This window comes from Streptomyces sp. NPDC101191 (genome assembly GCF_044767915.1).
Lineage (GTDB): Bacteria > Actinomycetota > Actinomycetes > Streptomycetales > Streptomycetaceae > Streptomyces.
Genome location: NZ_JBIWOU010000002.1, coordinates 47,015 through 64,217 on the forward strand (window position 1 = coordinate 47,015; position 17,203 = coordinate 64,217).

19 protein-coding genes and 4 pseudogenes are annotated in these 17,203 nt (G+C 66.5%); 14 read left to right on the top strand and 9 right to left on the bottom strand.

Going from position 1 to position 17,203, the window contains the following annotated elements; genetic code table 11:
• Nucleotides 1–52 precede the first annotated feature (52 nt).
• The 3 genes and pseudogenes from ACIRQF_RS07200 to ACIRQF_RS07210 all read left to right on the top strand — a co-directional run bounded on the left by ACIRQF_RS07200 (nucleotide 53) and on the right by ACIRQF_RS07210 (nucleotide 1,710).
• Nucleotides 53–547 carry a hypothetical protein gene (locus tag ACIRQF_RS07200; RefSeq protein ID WP_404089658.1) on the top strand — a complete coding sequence of 165 codons (495 nt, stop codon included), beginning with the start codon at nucleotides 53–55 and terminating at the stop codon, nucleotides 545–547.
• Nucleotides 548–727: 180 nt separating this feature from the next.
• A pseudogene (locus tag ACIRQF_RS07205) lies at nucleotides 728–1,039 on the top strand (IS21 family transposase); the annotation flags it as partial.
• A gap of 344 nt (nucleotides 1,040–1,383) precedes the next feature.
• On the top strand, nucleotides 1,384–1,710 hold the full coding sequence (locus ACIRQF_RS07210) for a hypothetical protein (protein ID WP_404089660.1): 327 nt from the start codon (nucleotides 1,384–1,386) through the stop codon (nucleotides 1,708–1,710).
• 133 nt (nucleotides 1,711–1,843) lie between these two features.
• Here ACIRQF_RS07210 and ACIRQF_RS07215 read toward each other — a convergent pair whose 3' ends face one another.
• Together ACIRQF_RS07215 and ACIRQF_RS07220 are read right to left on the bottom strand one after the other, a co-directional pair.
• A complete protein-coding gene (locus ACIRQF_RS07215) occupies nucleotides 1,844–2,350 on the bottom strand; it encodes a hypothetical protein (RefSeq protein ID WP_404089662.1) in 507 nt (168 codons plus the stop codon).
• A gap of 646 nt (nucleotides 2,351–2,996) precedes the next feature.
• A complete protein-coding gene (locus tag ACIRQF_RS07220; protein ID WP_404089664.1) occupies nucleotides 2,997–4,496 on the bottom strand; it encodes a S1 RNA-binding domain-containing protein in 1,500 nt (499 codons plus the stop codon).
• Between the two features lie 846 nt (nucleotides 4,497–5,342).
• On the opposite strand from ACIRQF_RS07220, the pseudogene ACIRQF_RS07225 reads away from it, so the two are divergent.
• The 7 genes and pseudogenes from ACIRQF_RS07225 to ACIRQF_RS07255 form a co-directional block, all read left to right on the top strand.
• Nucleotides 5,343–5,531, top strand: a pseudogene (locus ACIRQF_RS07225) (transposase); the annotation flags it as partial.
• A gap of 515 nt (nucleotides 5,532–6,046) precedes the next feature.
• Entirely contained in the window at nucleotides 6,047–6,409 is a 363-nt protein-coding gene (locus tag ACIRQF_RS07230) for a transposase (RefSeq protein WP_404089666.1), read from the top strand.
• A 25-nt stretch (nucleotides 6,410–6,434) separates the two neighbouring features.
• Nucleotides 6,435–6,788 (top strand): hypothetical protein, encoded by a 354-nt coding sequence (locus ACIRQF_RS07235; protein WP_404089668.1) that lies wholly within the window; start codon nucleotides 6,435–6,437, stop codon nucleotides 6,786–6,788.
• A 219-nt stretch (nucleotides 6,789–7,007) separates the two neighbouring features.
• Nucleotides 7,008–7,439: a DUF5958 family protein gene (locus ACIRQF_RS07240; protein WP_404089670.1), complete on the top strand. Its 432-nt coding sequence runs from the start codon at nucleotides 7,008–7,010 to the stop codon at nucleotides 7,437–7,439.
• A 352-nt stretch (nucleotides 7,440–7,791) separates the two neighbouring features.
• Nucleotides 7,792–8,250: a hypothetical protein gene (locus ACIRQF_RS07245; RefSeq protein WP_404089672.1), complete on the top strand. Its 459-nt coding sequence runs from the start codon at nucleotides 7,792–7,794 to the stop codon at nucleotides 8,248–8,250.
• The gene (locus tag ACIRQF_RS07250; protein ID WP_404089674.1) at nucleotides 8,132–9,427 is read left to right on the top strand and encodes a VanZ family protein; all 1,296 of its coding nucleotides are present in this window, start codon (nucleotides 8,132–8,134) and stop codon (nucleotides 9,425–9,427) included. Before ACIRQF_RS07245 ends, ACIRQF_RS07250 begins: the two co-directional genes overlap by 119 nt.
• Before the next feature lie 272 nt (nucleotides 9,428–9,699).
• Complete coding sequence (locus tag ACIRQF_RS07255; RefSeq protein WP_404089676.1) at nucleotides 9,700–10,107, top strand: hypothetical protein; 408 nt, start codon at nucleotides 9,700–9,702, stop codon at nucleotides 10,105–10,107.
• 255 nt (nucleotides 10,108–10,362) lie between these two features.
• Here the strand turns inward: ACIRQF_RS07255 and ACIRQF_RS07260 are convergent, their stop codons facing one another.
• Nucleotides 10,363–10,638, bottom strand: coding sequence for a hypothetical protein (locus ACIRQF_RS07260; RefSeq protein ID WP_404089678.1), 276 nt, complete (start codon nucleotides 10,636–10,638; stop codon nucleotides 10,363–10,365).
• Nucleotides 10,639–10,872: 234 nt separating this feature from the next.
• A complete protein-coding gene (locus tag ACIRQF_RS07265; RefSeq protein WP_404089680.1) occupies nucleotides 10,873–11,376 on the bottom strand; it encodes a hypothetical protein in 504 nt (167 codons plus the stop codon).
• 259 nt (nucleotides 11,377–11,635) lie between these two features.
• Between ACIRQF_RS07265 and ACIRQF_RS07270 the strand changes: the two genes are divergently transcribed.
• The gene (locus ACIRQF_RS07270) at nucleotides 11,636–11,917 is read left to right on the top strand and encodes a hypothetical protein (RefSeq protein ID WP_404089682.1); all 282 of its coding nucleotides are present in this window, start codon (nucleotides 11,636–11,638) and stop codon (nucleotides 11,915–11,917) included.
• A gap of 82 nt (nucleotides 11,918–11,999) precedes the next feature.
• Here the strand turns inward: ACIRQF_RS07270 and ACIRQF_RS07275 are convergent.
• A pseudogene (locus ACIRQF_RS07275) lies at nucleotides 12,000–12,678 on the bottom strand (HNH endonuclease family protein).
• Between the two features lie 390 nt (nucleotides 12,679–13,068).
• Here ACIRQF_RS07275 and ACIRQF_RS07280 point away from each other — a divergent pair.
• Nucleotides 13,069–13,647, top strand: a complete 579-nt coding sequence (locus ACIRQF_RS07280; RefSeq protein ID WP_404089684.1) for a hypothetical protein — start codon at nucleotides 13,069–13,071, stop codon at nucleotides 13,645–13,647.
• 303 nt (nucleotides 13,648–13,950) lie between these two features.
• Here the strand turns inward: ACIRQF_RS07280 and ACIRQF_RS07285 are convergent, their stop codons facing one another.
• The 3 genes and pseudogenes from ACIRQF_RS07285 to ACIRQF_RS07295 form a co-directional block, all read right to left on the bottom strand.
• On the bottom strand, nucleotides 13,951–14,319 hold the full coding sequence (locus ACIRQF_RS07285) for a transposase (protein ID WP_404091713.1): 369 nt from the start codon (nucleotides 14,317–14,319) through the stop codon (nucleotides 13,951–13,953).
• A 20-nt stretch (nucleotides 14,320–14,339) separates the two neighbouring features.
• Nucleotides 14,340–14,453: pseudogene (locus tag ACIRQF_RS07290) on the bottom strand (hypothetical protein); the annotation flags it as partial.
• A 27-nt stretch (nucleotides 14,454–14,480) separates the two neighbouring features.
• Entirely contained in the window at nucleotides 14,481–14,765 is a 285-nt protein-coding gene (locus ACIRQF_RS07295; protein ID WP_404089686.1) for a transposase, read from the bottom strand.
• 86 nt (nucleotides 14,766–14,851) lie between these two features.
• On the opposite strand from ACIRQF_RS07295, the gene ACIRQF_RS07300 reads away from it, so the two are divergent.
• Both ACIRQF_RS07300 and ACIRQF_RS07305 read left to right on the top strand, forming a co-directional pair.
• A complete protein-coding gene (locus tag ACIRQF_RS07300) occupies nucleotides 14,852–15,232 on the top strand; it encodes a hypothetical protein (RefSeq protein ID WP_404089688.1) in 381 nt (126 codons plus the stop codon).
• A 281-nt stretch (nucleotides 15,233–15,513) separates the two neighbouring features.
• Complete coding sequence (locus tag ACIRQF_RS07305; protein ID WP_404089690.1) at nucleotides 15,514–16,356, top strand: IS5 family transposase; 843 nt, start codon at nucleotides 15,514–15,516, stop codon at nucleotides 16,354–16,356.
• A gap of 401 nt (nucleotides 16,357–16,757) precedes the next feature.
• Here the strand turns inward: ACIRQF_RS07305 and ACIRQF_RS07310 are convergent, their stop codons facing one another.
• The gene (locus tag ACIRQF_RS07310; RefSeq protein WP_404089692.1) at nucleotides 16,758–17,177 is read right to left on the bottom strand and encodes a hypothetical protein; all 420 of its coding nucleotides are present in this window, start codon (nucleotides 17,175–17,177) and stop codon (nucleotides 16,758–16,760) included.
• Nucleotides 17,178–17,203 lie beyond the last annotated feature (26 nt).

The window sequence follows — 17,203 nt, forward strand, 5'->3', positions numbered from 1 at the left end:
TTGCCGCACCCCTGCCCCTCCGCTGCCGCCTGCCGGGCGGCAGGATGGGCAGATGGCAATGAGCGAGACGGAACTACTAGCCCTCCTGCGCGAACTCGACGACCCCGAACGGCTGGAACAACCGCAGCACTACGACCGCGCCGCGACCGGCCTCTCGTTCAGCAGGCTGGTCCGCCGGCTCGAGGTGGACTTCGGAGCCCCGTGCGAGTCCGAGCGGGACACCCAGGACTCCAGTGAGTACGGGCGCATCCACGTGCCCGCGGACGCGACGATCTGCGGAACGCGGATCGTGATCTGCGTGAGCAAGTTCGGCTCCCTCGCCGAGGTCTGCGCCGACAATCCGGGGGCCTTCCTCGGCACGGACGAAGCCCGTGAGGAGGGCGCGCTGGATCCCGCCGACCTCGCCACAGTGGAGCAGGCCCTGACTGAGCTCGGCTACGTGAGCGTCCCCGAAGAACTGCTGGAGAGCGAATACGAGGGCCCCAGCGCGCTGGGGCTCTTCGCGGCGCGGCCCACGTGGTGGACGCGGTTCTTCGGCCTCTGGTGATCCGCCCACCGAGCCGAGCGAACAGCCTGTCATCTCGCTGAGCACGTTCATCCGTACTTCACTGAGCACGTGAACGTGCACCACCGCGTACGGATGAAAGTGCACCGTTCTTGATGCTGCGTGGTCGCCATCGCGCGAGTCTTCTGTCGTCCTGTTCGGGGTCTTCGGAGGGCCGCGAGAGTGGTCTTGGATCCGCATCGCTGGTTGGAGCTGAGGCGGTTTCGCGGTCTGTATGAGTCCGGTGCGATGAGCCTGCGGGAGATCGCGAAGGAGACCGGGCTGAACCGGCGCACGGTCGCCAAGTACCTGTCGGGTGAGACGCCGGTCGCGCCGCCGCGAAGGGCTCCCCACGGGCAGCCGTCCCGGCGGATGGTGGATGAGGTCGCGCCGCTGATCGACGCGATGCTGCGGGCGGAGATCCTGCTCAAGGGGGCCGTGATCCACGAGCGCCTCGTGGCCGAGCACGGGTTCGCCGGGAGCCGTAAGCGGCTGACACGCCAGTCCTACCGAACCGGAGGGCATCGTGGGACCCAAGCCGGGACGAGGCCCGTCCGGGCTGGGTCCTGCTCCCCGAGCGGCAGCCGGCAGGATAGGGGCCGAACCCGTAGAGGCAGGGACCCCCGAAGCCGCCACATGCTTCGGCGGCTGAGCGTCGAAGCAGACACGCCCAGCATGCAGGTGGGACACGGTTACGGCCCGCCCTCGCCCTGGGAAAGCCCCGCCGTCCTGCCGCCTGCCACTCGTGCGGGCTGCCGCTTCGACGGGGACCCTCTGGGCAACGGTGCGGGCCAGGCGCCCGAGGGATCAGAGCCGGCTGGGCGAGTTCTGCAGACGCGGTGAAGCTGGCACGCCTGCTGGTGACGGTGGTCGACAACGAGATTCTTGCCGACTTTCTCCACGATTCGGGCGCCTTATCGCCCGGCGCAACCTCGAACCTGATGCTGTCCACCAAGGCGCGCAACACTACTTTCAGCCCAGTTCGAGAGCGTGCCGATAGCTTCACAACACGACCAGCACCAACGAACATCCAGAGTGATGTCGTACCAGTGTTCGACCAGAATGTCGGCAGCCGTACGGAACGCGAACGCAAGCTTCGCATCGGTCTCCAGCTCCGGCACAGCAGCCCCGGAGGGCGAGACAGCAGGCCCCCGGGGACTGCGTAGTCCTCTGTCCAAAGGCTCGGGCACGACCGGGAGAATACGGCAGGATGGGGTATGAGGGACATCTTGAAGGCCCAGGCGACGGGGTGGACGCGATTTCAGTCCGTCTCGCAGGCCGCCCCGCTGCATGACAGCCCTACTGGGATTCCTCGGGATCGCCCTCGCTCGCTCCACCAATTTTGCCGCCGACAAACACCACTCCCAGCCCGAGGGCGGCTACGCCGGCCGCTGCCACCACCTTCATCCCCGCCCCCAGGAACTGCTTGCTCTCGCTGTCCTTCTCGTTTACCTGCCGCACGTTTTGGTCGAGGCGGTCGTGGAGGGCTTCCCGCTGCTCCCAGCTGAGGTCGTCCCGATCGAGGTCGGCCCGCAAGGCATCCCGCTGGTCCTGCGCAGCCTGATAGAAGTGCCTCTGACTGTTCTCATTGGCTGCGAGGGTGGCCTTGTGGGCCTCTGTGACCGCATCAATGTCGGCCTTGCCCAGGTCCTTGAAGGCGGGGAACTGCTCGATGAGCTTGAGCCGCACCTTAGTGGCCATCTCAGGCATCGCTGCCGCGAACCTGAGCACCTTGTCCTTGGAGAGGTTCCGCCAGTTCGGGATGCCCAACTTCCTTTTGAGCGCTGCTTCGTTGACGTCGCTCATTCCGTGACTCCGTTCGTTGGTCCCGTGAGGCATTTCCGGATAGTAGCGGTGCCCACCGACTTGAGGCGCCGGCAGCTGAGCACTCTCGAAGTAGGGCTGGCCGCTGCGCGCAGTGCTGCTTCGGGACCGGCAACGGCAGGGCAGGGCGATGCGGTCCTCTACCTTGATCTCGGCCGCGACAATCCAGACGTGCGCGAGCGAGGATTCTGTGGCAGGGGTGGCGGCTGGCACGGGCAAGGCCGTGATCGACATCGGGACAGGCTTGGGTGAGTGGGCCTACCGTATGTCCCGGCTCGGGCTGACGGCGCAGGTAGTACGCGTACCACCACGGGCCCGTACGCGTGGGCACCGTCACCGCCGACGCCGTGCTGATCGGCAGTCCGATCTGGATTGCCAAGACTGAGTTCCACAGACAGCCAGCACCAGTGAGGACCGCGGCCGGGCGAAGCGGGGAATCCCCGGCCCGACTCCGCCCTCGAACGCGGAGACCAGGCCCTGGTGCCGTCCGGCGCGAACGGCAGGTGCCCCCAACGATCTGACTGCGCCGGGCAGTACCGGGGGGAGCGGGGGTCGACGGACTGCAGATCCGAAGGCAGTCGTCGAGCCGGCCTGGCCGCTCAGTCCCAGGATGCGATGACCCCGCGGGTCAGTCCTCTCCGGGGGCGAGAGCCTGGAGGCGGGAGAGGGTGATCCGACGCCGTGGAAGGTCGACGTCCACAATCTTCACGGTGAGGGTGTCTCCGACCTGTACTACGTCCTCGGGCCGGTTCACGCCTCCTTCTGCCAGCTCGGAAAGGTGCACCAGGCCTTCGAGGCCGTCCTCTCTGTCTTCAACACAGACGAAGGCTCCGAACGGGACGAGTTTCGTCACGACGCCGCTCGTGATCTGGCCGACCTGCTGAATGAACTGCGGCATCGGGTCCTCTTTCAATGCCTTGAGGGACAGCGGCACGCGCTCCCTCACGAGGTCGACGTCGAGGATCTCGGCCGAGATCTCCTGGCCGACACTGACGACGTCGGAGGGGTGATCGAAACGGCGCCAGGACAGCTCGGGAATGTTGATCATTGCGGTGAAGCCGCCGATGTCCACAAAGGTCACACCGAAGTTGGCAATATCCGTGACCACGCCGGTGCAGATCTGCCCGCGGTGGAGAGTCTTCAGAAAGGCCCAGTTCCGGTCACTCGGCGTCGGCTCGGTCCTCCACCGGGCTCGCAAGACGCCGTCGCTGTCGGGCAGGACCGCTGTGAACAGTGGGTGGCGTTCGTCGAGGGACACAGACAGGGCCGTGGCAGCACGGGCGCCAGCCACGCGGGCGGCCAGCTCCTTGTAGTCGGACTCGTCGACCATCGTGCTGGAGAGAGACCCGTTCTCGTCCTCCCATACGAACTCCACCGGACCTTCGTCGGGAAGCGAGGCGAGGACCGCCTCGACATCGGTGGACAGGTCAGGCCAGACGGTCAACTGGGCACGCGGGGTGAGTCGGGCGCGTACCGCATCGAGTGTGTCTTCGGTCAGGCGGTGCCAGCGGGAGGCATTGTGGAGATACCCCTCCTCCAATATCGCTGCGCGCCGCATGGCGATGGACCAGCGCAGACGGGCCCAGAAGTCCTCGTCGGCGGGCCGCTGCACGCCGGGCTCGTCGGAGTCCGCGTCGTAAGGCGAGGCCTCCAGCCGCTCCGGGAAGAGACCGAGAGCCCGGGTGCGGGCAACGGCACGCTCGCAAGGCTTGTCGCTGCTGACGTAGACGTACTGGTCCCAGCCGACCTGCACGTCGAACTTATCCTCCACTGCCAGACGGCACCAGGCACCCTTTTCGCGGAGCATGACACGGACCAGCTCCAGACCGACGGAGAGGGGCACCTCCGCACCGTCGTGGAACCCGCTGAGGTCTGGTGGGAACAGCCCGGAAAGGCCATGGCCGTCGATCGTCGGCTCCAGGCCGAAGTGGGCAAGACCGGAGATCCCCGGCTCGCGAATGGCCAGGTGGTCGATGCCGGTGTCCTCGGCGAAGCCGGCAACCGCTTGCAGATATGCAGCCTCGACCGGCCCGTGGTCGCTGGTTGTGTCCTCAGCGCCGATGTAGCTGCCGTGCTCGTCGCGGTCGGCAGGGTCGTACTTCGTGATCCGGTAGACGAAAGGCGGCACGTTACTCCCCGTGGTTGTAGGCGATGCTTGCCCAACGGCCAATCTCGTGATCGGGAGCGTGGGGCGGGGCCGGCGCATCGCCGCCTTCGAGGATGGCCGTCGAGATCACCTTCTGCAAGCGGGATACCGTGCTGCATCAGACCGCATCGATCAGCCGCGATCGATGCGAGTGACGCGATCGTCGTTTCGGTCGGCTGCCATGGAGAGACGATGGTTCTCCAGTTGATGCGGCTTCGTGAATTTGGCTCTGACCGCTATTTCGTGAATCCCCAGGTCGGCAAGGCGCGTGCGGGAACGTTTCGTCAGGGGATCTCTGGATTGTGGGGGTCTGCTCGCTGGAAGATGTGCTGTTCCCGGAAATCGATGTGCGGTTGGAGCAGGTGGACTTCACCGCGGAGACTGTGGTTGTGGTGGCGGTGGCATGCGGCCCCGGCACCGCGGTGTCCCGGCAAGCCCGTGCCCGCCGTGTGCACTCCTCGTATGAACGCGGTCTGGCTGAGCGCCCGCTGACAGGGAGGAAGTTGCAGGTCAGGTTGCAGGTCCGTCGCTTCTTCTGTGACCGCTCCTCCTGCCACAGGAAGACGTTCGTCGAGCAGGTCAGAGGGCTGAGCGAACGCTATCGACGCTCCAGCCTCGGGTCTGAAGAGGTGGCTTCACGCGGTCGCGGTCGAACTCGGCGGCCGTCCCGGTGAACGGCTGTGCCGCCAGTTGTCTCTCTCTGCGGGCCGCAGCCGGCTCCTTGAGCTGCTGGATTCGCCACCGGTGCCGGAGCGGGCCCCGCGAGTCCTCGGCGTCGACGAGTTCGCATTCCGCAAAGGCCGCACCTACGGAACGCTCCTCGTCGACGTGGAAGCCGGGCAGGTCGTTGACGTCCTGCCCGTCCGCACCTCGGAGACCTTCGCCAACTGGCTTCGCGACCATCCCGGCGCCGAGATCATCTGCCGCGACCGGGCCTCGGCCTACACTCGAGCGGTCAAAGAAGCCGCACCACACGCCCTGGAAGTCGCGGACCGCTGGCACCTGCTCCAGAACCTGACCGCAGCAGTCGAGAAGACCTGCCACCAGCACCGCGCCTGCCTGCGCAAACGCGCCGACGAGGAGACCGGAAACATCTCGGCGGCACCACCGCTGGTGGACCTGCCCCTCCATGAGCTGCCCCGGACGCAGATCATCGAACGGACCCGTCACCGCCACGCGGACATCCACCGCCTGGTGGCCGCCGGCTGGACTATCAGCGCCATCGCCCGCCGCCTGAACCTCGACCGCAAAACAGTACGACGCTTCCGCGACACCGACCTCGACCAACTTCTCGCTTCCGCCTACGAGCGACGCCCGGCAGGCGTACTGGAGCCGTTCAAGCCGTATCTCAACACCCGGTTCACCGAGTCGCTCGGCCAGGTCAGCGGCAGACGCCTCTTCCTCGAAATGCGAGAACGCGGCTACCGCGGCAGCCGCCAGGTAGTCCGCAAACACCTCGCCGCCCTCCGCGCCGGCAACGCCGAACCCGTGCAAGCCGATATCCCCAGCCCCGGAAGATCACCGCCTGGATCATGCGCCCTCGCGAGACCCTCACCGACCAGCAGGAGGAACGACTGCTGGAAGTCCGGCTCGCCTGCCCCGACATCACGCGGAGCTGTGACCTGGCGCGAACCTTCTCCGACCTGGTCCGCAACCGCCGCGGCTTCTTGCTGAACGACTGGATCCGCCAAGCCGAACAGGACGCCCCGAAACCGATGAGCGGCTTCGCAGGCTTCCTCCGCAAGGACCTCGACGCCGTCATAGCCGGCCTCACCCTCGAATGGAGCTCCGGCGTCGTCGAAGGCCACGTCAACAGGGTCAAGACCTTGAAGAGGGCGATGTACGGCCGGGCCTCGTTCGAACTCCTGCGGACCCGCATCCTCACTCAGCCATGACGCGGAATGCCCGAAACTTACGCGGGTGGGCACACCTACCAGCGACAACAGCGACCGGCCGCTCGATGCCGCCTTCGCCGACATGGCCAACAACGTCTGCGGCGTCCTCGAAAGTGGCGTCGACCCCGCCCTGGTGGCATCCCGCTTGGGCTCACTTGGCTGGAAGACATGGTCCGCCTCCTGGTACTCCTACGAAGCCGAGACCGCTTGGTGCCGCATCGAAGTCGATCAGACCGACGACGGGGTAACGCTGATCAATGACGTGATCGCCCCTCATCGGATCGGCGACCTGTCCACCCTCTTCGCCAGACTCGGCTGGCACCACAGCGTCGAACTCTCTGACGAGAACGACAACGTCGTCGAAGAGCGCCGCCACTGACCGGTGGCATCACGAAACTGCGGTCAGAGCCGTGAAATCGGCCAGTGCTGCTCTTCGTTCCCCAGCCGGTTGCTGCCGGCAACGATGGCCGGGGCCGCCCGTGCTGTGTCCCGGTTCCTCGGGAGTCGTGTGGCGGCCGACCTCGTGAACGATGCCTGCGCTGTCTCGGGTGCGCGTATCGGCCTTCGCTCGGAACCGGCGTCATGAAATCATCAGGCGATGACCGAACCGAGCAGCGACGACAGCCGCACCTTCCGGCGCGAGACCGAGCTGGTCGTCAACGAGATCGCCCAGGGGCTGCGCCCGTTGGACGCTGGTGTGAGCTGGTTCTCCCGCCTCGCCCCGACACGCCAGCAGATGGTTCTGCGGGAAGTCGCTGGCTATGCGATGCAGACGCACATAACAGCTGCGGACGGTCGTGTGGGGGTGGCGCGATCCGGTGTGAAGCCCACCGCTAACCCCTCGGTGATGATCTGCATGGACCCGCCCCGCTACGGGTTCGCGGACCTGCCCTCCGCCGAACACGTCAACGCGTTCCGCGTCCTCGTTTCGGTGTTCGCCGTTGCTGACAATCGCCGCCGCGAGACGTACTGCAAAGGCGCCTGCGGACATGCATGGCACAACCTGCCGGCGGCAACCGAGCAGCCCTAGCATCGGCCATTCCGGCTCTGGCTGGGCTGGCTATCGGATGGCACTCCCCGGGTGACACCCGTCCGCGGGTTAGCGCGCTGCGGGCGGGGAGAAATGTGAGCAGGTCTGGAGGACCCCTGAGCACCGGGTGGGGAAATTCAACGAGCCTCATCAACGGAACGGCGCGGCGTCAGCGCACGTACGCCCTACGGCGCCCCTGGCGCTCAGAGCCTGTGTTTGAACCCAACCGACTCATAGCCCGGTGCGTGAGCACGTCGTTGGCCGTCGTTCCGGTCAAGGTGGGAACGTGAGCATTGGTAGGGAGCACGCAGTGTGTGCGTATCGGGCCTTAGTGGCTCTGGGAGCTGAGCCGGTGACCGGTCCCTTCCTGCGCCCCGCGGGGCCGCAGGAAGAGGGCCGGCTTCACCTGCTGGGCAGCCTGTTGGCCATCACGGAGCGGGAGATCACCGCCGGGACACGGTTGGCCGAAGCGGACGAGAACGAGGATGTCCTTGATACCTTGCTCGGCTGGTCGGCGCAGGTAGCTGACCCGAGCCTCGCGGCCGACGTGCTGGTGAACCGGCTCCAGCGCACTGCGATCCAGGTCTCGAGATCCGGCGAAGACCAGCCGGCGCCCGGCCGGGATGCCGCCTTCGCCGCCGTGACGATCGCGGTGTACGCACTCAGCGCCCAACTGGCCGCGGAAGACGGGGATGCGGCGGCCACCCGGCGCTTCCTCGACGCAGCACAGGCGGCCCTCATCGACATCAGCCAGGGCATCAATCACCTGCGCGTCGCCATCGGCCCCGCGCAGGAGGAACCGGGCGATTGACCGGTCAGGCGGCTTGTGGCAATCGGCTGGGAGACCGTTCGTCTGCCGGGCACCAGATCGCGGCCCACGGCACCCTCCCTTCGTACGAGGTCGACAAGAGGGGCTCCTCAACGCCGGGCTCTTTGTCCCGATCGGGCTTCTCGGCGCTCTGGCAACCCGAAAGATCGTCGGCACCATCGCCTTCGGATTCCTGCTGACCTTCGCCATCGAAACCCTCCAGGGGGCGCTTACCTTCCTCGGGCGGGGCTGCGACACGAGCGACCTGCAGATGAACTCCCTGGGTGTAGCTGCCGGCGCGCTCGCCGGGTGGCTCATCACCACCTTCGAGAAGCCCCGCGCGTGCTTCCTGCACGCCTGGCGGACTCGAAGCACCTACGCCGCTGTGACCGCTGTCGCCGCCCTGGGGGTTGTCTGGGGCCTGGCGATCGAGCCGCAGCCTGTCGACCAGACGCTCGGCATCGGGCGGGCAAATAGCGCGCAGGAAGAAGCCATCCAGGCCGCCGTGAACGACGCTTTCGACGGCCACTACAAGGTGAGTCGTATCGACTTCGCGTCGGGCCCCGACGGCACCGGCACGGTCATGGCCCAACTTGTCGGAGGCGGGTCCGCCGAACTCCGCTGGCCCGACCGCGACACGTTCCACGCCTACCTCGACATGTCCAGCACTGGCGAACCCAGTGGATATCCCCTGCCGGGCGGCACTGTCACTCCCGGGAACGGCCAGCAGGCGCAGGCCGTCGCCCAGACATACGCCGCGCGTCACGCCGCCTGGGGACTCGAGAACGCCCAACCCAAAACCACCAAGGTTGGCGAGAACGCGGAACTCGGCTGGATGACCAGCTGGCGCAGGTTCGACCGGAACGGCGTTCTCATGCCTATGAGGCTCGACATCCAGGTCGACCGCGTCGGCCGCGTGTCTCAGCTCATCATGACGAGCACCCCGGACCCTCACATTTCTGCGCCTCGCGTTTCGAAGGAAGGCGCGGTCACGGCCCTGGCGGCCGCACACAAGCTGAATCAGGCAACGATCTCACGGCAGGACGTCGCCGCGGCACTGCTGGCCATGAAGAGCAACGGGGAATGGATCCCGGCCTGGCGCGTCGAGGTGGTAGGCAAGCAGCCCATAACCGGCTCGGTGAATGCCGTGACAGGAACCCTTATCAACGAGGGTCCGTAGAGTGTCGACGGCGCCTCTGAAGAGCCAACCCTCAGCCGGTTAACCCGCTCAGCCGTCACAGAAATCCCCCCGATCCCTGAGTGGTCGGGGGATTTCATGCGGGCGGTCGCCGGCATCTCGTGGTCGGAGTCCGAAGTCGACGGCTGCCTCGCCGACACGGGCCTCGGCTTCGGCATGGACGACCTGGAGAACCACGGGCAGCGGCCGCCCCGCCGTCCCCCTGGAGAGCGCGCCACTGGTAGCGATCAGGTTACTGCGCTTGTATAGGCGCCATGAGCCCAGAACCCGCCTTCGAAGATGTAGCCAATCCAACGCCTGAGGAGATGACCGCCTGGGCCTACGCGCCCGGAGCGCAGCCCCCGGTCTCCCAGGACTGGGACATCCTCGCAACACGCCCAGCATTCGGCTCGCTATTCGTGGCCCTGGCCGCCGACGGGCAGTGCCCCCACCGCCAATTCTTCCTCGGCTGTCTGTACCTCCTAGCTGGCGACGCCATGCGCACGCGCTTCCGGACGATGTCTGAAGTAAGCCTGCGCGCGCTGACCGACGAGGCCATGTCGATGAGAGAAGCCTGGGTCAGCACCTGGGCGGCACGCACCCGAGCCCTGGTTCGGACCCCTGAGTCCTTCGACTACGAGGACTGGTGCGACTCGCGCGGCCTGGCCAGCACGCCAACGTGATCAACTCGGCGCCGATATCACCAGTCAACCTCAGTAGCTGCCCGACGCCGCCCGCCGCGACCTCACCGCATGCCTCGTCGGCTCGCAGAAGACACCCTCGCCACTCAGAACCGTACGGCGAGGACGACGGCATCATCCGCACCCGCACCCGCGGCCCGTCACCACCGTCATCATGCGTGGCCACGCCACCTCTACGCTCACCGTCCTCGCCGTCACCTGACATCGGACGGCCCCCTCGAGCGCCGCTCACACTTCCTAGATTCGTGACTCCTTGCCCTCCACCGCGTCGGCGCAGCCTGTGATCCAGTCCTGGCGGACGAGATCAAAGTCTGGGTCAGCAAGGTCGCGGCTTCGGAGTAGCTCGTCGCACCGGCCTTCCACGGTCTCGCGGTCTTCGTCGCTCGGCGGCAGGCGGGCCCCGCCGAACGCGTCGTATCCCTTGCGATAGCTCTGCTCATCTACGACCGGAGTGCTGTCGCACCCCGCGAGCAGGAGCATGGCCAGCAATGCCGCCGCGGCGATCCGTCTCATGGTCCCCCTCCCATTACGGGTCCAGAGAGGCAGGTTATAGCGATCCGAGAGCCCGAGCGACGGGACGAAAGGCTCTTGCTGCTGACGAGGCAAGACCGACATACCCGCCGCCTCGGCGTCGGCCGGGACTCACCCAGCGCGGTCGGCGTCGACCGGCACTACGGACTCGTCGAGCGTCAGGCAGGGTCAATCGCTACGGGCGCGAGGCCGGCGCCGGTAGAGCTGTCGCTTCGCTCAGCGAGCGGTGACGAGAAGATTCTCGGCTCGCAAGGCGTGGGGCGCGATGAAGTAGCGGATCGTGCTCGGGAGGCGTCCGGTGGCTTCGGCGATGGCGTCAGGGCTGTGCCCGAGGTTGGTGAGTACGAGCGCGTCGTAGCGGAGCGGGTGCTTTGCGGGGATGCCGGGCAGGGGGTGGCGCCGGCTGCCGGTGCGGGTGACGAGTTCGTCCCATGCGAGGGCGGTGGGGTTGGGTTCGCCGAGGAGGTAAGACCAGTCGGCGGCGAGGATGCCGAAGGTAGTGCGCACGGTCGCCTCGGCGGTGGGCGGGTCGAGGTGGGCGCGTGCGTAGGCGTCGTACACGCTGCGGTGCAGGGTGTAGAAGGCGTCGAGGGCCGGTGGCAGGAGGAGCTCGACCGGTAGCGCGCCGGTAGCCCTTCGCCCGGTGGGGCGGGTGCGGGGTCGGGCGGCGGGTGGTGGCGTCCTGGGTCCGGCGGGGCGGGGTGCGCGCGGTTGTGTCATCCGAAGCTCCCGGCGGAGATCGAAGTCGTCTGGCCGCTTGTGTTCTTCGGGGGCCAGGTGTTCTGGGTGGCCTGCCAGAGGGGCCGGATGGTGTCGGGTTCGCCGCTCAGTGCGGTGACGAGCGTGCTGACAGTGTGCCAGTCAGCCGTCTGTGTGCCGTGAAGGAGTCCGACGACCTGGTGTTCGGTGAGGGTGTGGCTGGTGCGGGCGGACAGCTCGCGGGGGCACCTTCGGGTCAGAGCAGGACTGGGAGGCCCACATGGACGAGGTCGCCGCAAGCGCCGTACCCCTGCCGGAAGACGTGGCCCACCTGTTGAAGACGTTGCGCGGCCGGCTGGACGAGATCCTCGACGACGACCCGCTCACCGTGCTGAAGGCTGCCAACGAGCTGGGGGCGACCATCGCGTTTCTCGCCCCCATCGCCGCTAAGCTCGTCACCCGCGGAGACGAGATCCCACTGCCCCGGGTCGCCGAAGCGCTCGGCATGACGGAGAAGGCCACACGCTCCCGGCTGAACCACTACGAGTACCTGCAGCAGTGAACCGCATCCCGGCGCCCTACCGGAGGGCACGGGGGACAGGACGCGTGGACTTCCACGACACTGGCTGCGATCAGCCCCCGCGCTACGGGGCCAGGGTGTAGTGGACGACGGTGTCGTCGCACGGGCCGTCGGCGTACAGCGCCAGCGCGTCGGCCTCGCCCTGGTCGGCGGACAGGCCCCAGCGCAGCTTCGTCCCCACCCACTCCGACACATACCGACACGTCGCCTCGGGGGGGGCGGGCGGCATCCACTCCCGCGGGTCCTGGTCGGCCTTCTGACGGTTCGACCGAGCGGAGACCGCCACCAGCGACGTCGCGGCGTCCTGGTCGTAGGCGTAGGCCTCGCGCCGCTTCCCATCCCAGGCGCTGGCGCCGGAGTCCCAGGCTTCGCCGAGCGGGACCATGTGGTCGATGTCGAGCTTGCCGGGGTCGGTGACCTCCTGGCCGTCGTAGTGTACGAGATCCACCGGCCGCCGGACAGCTTGCCGCCGGCCGCGACGGCCGGGGACTCGACCTCCTCGGCGAGCAGCACCTCCTTGCGGGTGTAGCAGCCGTCTCCGAGGTCGAGGCCAGCGTTCCATTGCTTGAACTGCGTCCGCTCGTACCCCTCTCGGGACTCATCCGCGACCGGGATCTGCCCGACAGGGTCAGCACCTCGGCGGCAGCCGGCGACGGCGGCGCAGCCAAGGCGGTCTGGGGCACGGCGAGCGGGGTGAGAGCGAGGGAGAGCGCGGCCAGGCCGCGGCCCATGTTCTTGATCATGAACGCATGGATAGCGGCCCGACCTGCGCCTTGTCCGGCAATCTCAAGAAGTCTCGGCCAGGCGGCCGGGCCGGTTCACCGGAGAAACGTCCCGTTCAGCGTTACGAGGCCAGGACCCGTCGGGGTCCTGCGAGACACCGTCGGCATGGGGTATGTCCGCCATCAACTCCCAGGGCTTGTGCCCCTCCGCCTCGCACGCCACCCACAACCGGAAGGGCTTCGGCAGGAACTCCGCCCTCAACTGGGCAGTGTTCCCGTCTCCCCCGTAGTACTGGTGCGGGAAAGTGGGGGTGACCGCGAACCGCATCTCGTGACCTGGTCCGGCCCGGGAGGTCGTCAGCGGCCGCCAGTACGTCATCACCCACCAATTCGCCTGGTAGGGAGAGAGCAGTGTTTGAGCACGATCGCGCCACTACCGCAGTGGAGAGACTTACGACCATTGGCCGTGGCCAGTTGGCGACACTTTGCTTGCTTCGGATGTCAGGTTTGGTGACTGACGCGCGAATCGAGAGGGAATATCCCGCTATCCCTCGACTCGTTGAGCAAATTCGGCAGCATTCAGTCGCCTGCGCCCAGCAGCTCCCATCTGACATCGATCCTGAAGACCTAGATCGAAATCTGCGCGACTTCCTCGGATCAGACGAATATCCGCAAGAAGAGCTGCCAGGCTGGGGATCTTGGGTCATGGATGTTTCCTCTCTAGCGGACTACGTGCTGCGCACCTGGCGGAATCCGGACAGCAGTGCCACGAATGCCTTCCAAGTTCTGCTCGCTGCATACTCCATCGCAGGCTTCCTGGAGAGCGAGTCCAACAGTCCTGGTGTTCCAGACCTGGCCGAGACGGAATTCCAGCGGCAGATGTTGGATGCTGCTGAGATTGCAGATGGGAGAATGTGGGGGGAGCTTGTGCGCAGCTCAATCAATCTCGAGCAGGTGTACGCAGGCTGGATTGAGCACGTGACAGCCTAAGAGGACGCTTCTTATGGGTCTGGTTGCGTGCGCAGGATTTCCTGGCGTCAAAACGAGCCCTGGTAAGCCCGCCCATCGAGGACCTCAGATGGGTGTGGCACGCTGCGGCTCATGAAGGATGAACTGATCAGCACGCAGACGCTGCGGCGCCGCATAACCGATCCGGAGGAAGCTCTCGCGCTTAGGCCATTTCCTCGGATCTGTTCAGATGTCGCAATCCACACCGAACCCGGAAGCCTCACCCATTCAAGAACCCAGCACGCGTGTCACCAACGTCCCCGGACAGCACACCTAGACGGTGTCTCACGTGGCGATCTTGGCGAGCTTCTTGTAGCAGGTCATGACTGTGGCGAGCCCGAGGAAGGCGAGGAAGTGACTGCCCTTGCGTTCATAGCGGACGGTCAGGCGGCGGTCTCCGAAGAGCCAGGAGATCGATCTCTCGACCTTCCACCGGTGTCTTCCGAGTCGTTCGGAAGATTCCACGCCTGGCCGGGCGATCCGTGGAGTGATGTTGCGTTCGCGTAGCCACGCCAGGTTGCCGGCCGAGTGATACGCCTTGTCGGCCCGGACCTTGTTGGGGTGTCGCCGACAGGGGCCGCGGCGTGAGCGGACGGCCGGGATCCCGAGGATGAGCGGGCGAGTGCTTGGACATCGTTGACGTTCCCGGCGGATACCCCGACGACCAGGGGCAGTCCCTGCGCGTCGGTCAGAACATGCAGTTTGCTGCCTGCTCTGCTCGGTCGACCGGATTCGGCCCCGTCAGCGAACCGCCTCTTCGCGCGCACCGAGGCGGCATCGACGATCACGGAGCTCCAGTCGAGTCCGCCTCGGGCTCAGATCTCGTCCAGAACGACGCGATGCAGCCGACGCCACACTCCGGATGCGGTCCAGACAGAAAACCTCCGGTGAGCCGTCGCCGGTGATACTCCGAACGTCGGTGGCAGATACCGCCACGCGCACCCGCTGGTCAGCACGTACACGACGGCCGTGAACACGGCACGTTGGTCAATCGGCGCGGTGCCAGCGCCCTGCGGGTGCGAGCGGAAGGACGGCAGTAACGGCTTGACCAGGGCCCAAAGATCATCCTCTACAAGCCGCTGCGACAGTTCCCCACCCATGAACGATCATGATGCCGATGCCGGAAGACCCGTCGACGGTCGGTGTAGGCGTTGGGCTGATTGCCCCCGCGCTTCAGAATGGGCGCATGGCTCCTCTTTCCATCGACCCGCGCCCGTTGAACGCCGACGAGCGCGCAGTGCTTGAACACCTCCTGTCAGCGGAGTTCGTTGGCGCGTCGCAACTGCGGAGTCAGCTGGATCGCACCGAGGTGATCGCCGTTTGGGGGTCCGACTCCGTCAGCGTCGACCTGGAGGTCCGGGAGCCTTGTGAGCATGCAGCACTGCTCAAAGAGCTCGTGCCCGTAGACGCGCACGTCCATGACCCGTCCGGCGCCTACGTCGGCGAGATCCTCGTCTGGACGGACCGAGGAGCCACGCTCGCAGCCCTGGAGTTCGCCTGGGTCACCGACGAGATGCCCACGTCTCTCCCGGCCATCGTAGACGGCCGCCTCAACTGGCCGGCCTGACAAGCTATCCCCCTGAGCGCCCATGGCCCTGCAGCGGGCAGACCGCCACGTGTGACACCGCCTTAAAGAGCGTTTTGTCCCGCCAGGGGTGCTTCATTGCAGTTCAGCTGGCGGAGTGCTTCGGTCGGCTGAGGCAGTGAAAGTCTGTTGTGACAGGTGGGGCGGGTTACACCTTTCGAGGGTCCGTTTCGGTCCCTTCGCTCCTGTCTGATCCCAACACGCCCCCGGTCAAGCTGGTTTGCGCCCTGTGGCGGGACGGCCGTCATCGGTACTACGGAAACATGCCTTGTAAGCAGCGGCCGTATCCGAGTGAGCTGTCCGATGCCCGTTGGGAACTGCTGGAACCGACTCTGACGGCCTGGCGAGCCGAGCGAAGAGGGAAGGGCCTGGACATCGGGCGGCCTCCCGAGCACGATCTGCGCCGGATCATGGACGCCATCCTCTGTGTCGACCGGACCGGGATTCCCTGGCGGTACCTGCCTCACGACTTTGCTCCATGGGAGACGGTTTACGGTTACTTCGCCGCCTGGCAGAAGGACGAGGTCTTCGACCAGCTCAACGGTCTCCTGCGGCGCCTGGTCCGGGAGGCCGAAGGCCGCGACGCCGAGCCGAGCGCCTGCGTCCTGGACGCCCAGAGCATCAAGACCTCAGCCAACGTACCCTCGGCCGGCCAGGGCATCGACGCGGGCAAGAAGATCGCAGGCCGCAAACGACACATCGGCGTCGACACACTCGGCCTTCTCCTGGCCGTACTGGTCACCGCCGCCAGCGTCTCCGACAATGCCGGCGGCATCCGCTTGCTCTCGGACATCGCCGAAGGCCACCCCCGCATCACCAAAGCCTGGGCCGACACCGGCTACCGCACCAAGGTCATCGAGCACGGCGCCCGCCTCGGCATCGACGTCGAAGTCACCCCCCGCGACCCCGCCCAGAAGGGCTTCAAGGTGATCCCGCGACGCTGGGTCGTCGAGCGGACCTTCGGCTGGCTCATGCACCACCGCCACCTCGCCCGCGACTACGAAGCCCTGCCTACCCGATCCGAAGCCATGATGAACCTCGCGATGATCGACCTGATGAGCCGTCGTCTCACCCGCGAAGCCACGCTGAACTGGCGCGGCACATAGCCCTCCTCAGCGGGCCGCAACGAGAAGGCGTCAGCCCTCATCGCCGCCACGATGCCGATCGCGAGCGCGGTCTCCCTGCTTGTCCCGGCCGGCGCCCTCCAATGGCGCCGGCCCACCGTCCCGTCCTTCTTCGTGTACCCCACGATGAACGGCAACCGAAGTCCCTCCCCTGGTCCGAATGGGCGCTCTCCCGCGGAATCGACCAATGTAGAGCGCGTCACTGACACCAGGTCACCTTGCGGTCAGTTATCGCGATCTTGGGGCGGACTGTCGGGGCCGCCCCTTCGTGTGGCTGATCAGAACCTGCGAATCCCCTCAGTGGCTCATAGGGTCCTACTGGGAGCCCCGACAGACTTGTTCGACGCCGGTGTCGAGCCGCAGCGGGTGCTGTCCGCGAGCGGTTACGCCGCTGCTTCAACGGTCACGGTGATAGCGCGTCTGCGCAGGTGAGTCGCCAGGATCTCCATCTCGACGAGCGTGCCGGTGAGACCGGTCGTGCCGAGTTCCGCGGCTTGTGCTTTTGCTTCGACCAGGGTCAGTTCCTGTGCAGTGCGGAGGGCCTGGAGCAGGGGAACGAGGCGCAGCACGTCTCCAGATAGGCGAAGCCGCGCGGGCCCGTGCTCTTGCAGCAGCAGTTGTCGAATGTGTTCGGGCGTGACGGGGCCGCTGTCTTGTTCGCACCACCCGTTCGGGCAGTCCGCGCATTGCCCTTCAGCGCCCCAGCGGAGCATGCCGCGGTCGAAGAACTGGCCGACATCACAGGTCGTTGTGCCTCCGCAAGCACTGCACCGGCCCGTGACCAGTACTCCTTGCGTAATCACAGGGGTCTCCTCAGCGTCATGAGTCG

Bases quoted from the DNA above. Each gene is read 5' to 3' on its own strand.
- ACIRQF_RS07200 (WP_404089658.1), top strand. From the start codon at position 53: ATGGCAATGAGCGAGACGGAACTACTAGCCCTCCTGCGCGAACTCGAC.
- ACIRQF_RS07215 (WP_404089662.1), bottom strand. From the start codon at position 2,350: ATGAGCGACGTCAACGAAGCAGCGCTCAAAAGGAAGTTGGGCATCCCG.
- ACIRQF_RS07230 (WP_404089666.1), top strand. From the start codon at position 6,047: ATGCGCCCTCGCGAGACCCTCACCGACCAGCAGGAGGAACGACTGCTG.
- ACIRQF_RS07240 (WP_404089670.1), top strand. From the start codon at position 7,008: ATGACCGAACCGAGCAGCGACGACAGCCGCACCTTCCGGCGCGAGACC.
- ACIRQF_RS07250 (WP_404089674.1), top strand. From the start codon at position 8,132: ATGCGGCGGCCACCCGGCGCTTCCTCGACGCAGCACAGGCGGCCCTCA.
- ACIRQF_RS07255 (WP_404089676.1), top strand. From the start codon at position 9,700: ATGAGCCCAGAACCCGCCTTCGAAGATGTAGCCAATCCAACGCCTGAG.
- ACIRQF_RS07260 (WP_404089678.1), bottom strand. From the start codon at position 10,638: ATGAGACGGATCGCCGCGGCGGCATTGCTGGCCATGCTCCTGCTCGCG.
- ACIRQF_RS07265 (WP_404089680.1), bottom strand. From the start codon at position 11,376: ATGACACAACCGCGCGCACCCCGCCCCGCCGGACCCAGGACGCCACCA.
- ACIRQF_RS07270 (WP_404089682.1), top strand. From the start codon at position 11,636: ATGGACGAGGTCGCCGCAAGCGCCGTACCCCTGCCGGAAGACGTGGCC.
- ACIRQF_RS07295 (WP_404089686.1), bottom strand. From the start codon at position 14,765: ATGGGTGGGGAACTGTCGCAGCGGCTTGTAGAGGATGATCTTTGGGCC.
- ACIRQF_RS07300 (WP_404089688.1), top strand. From the start codon at position 14,852: ATGGCTCCTCTTTCCATCGACCCGCGCCCGTTGAACGCCGACGAGCGC.
- ACIRQF_RS07305 (WP_404089690.1), top strand. From the start codon at position 15,514: ATGCCTTGTAAGCAGCGGCCGTATCCGAGTGAGCTGTCCGATGCCCGT.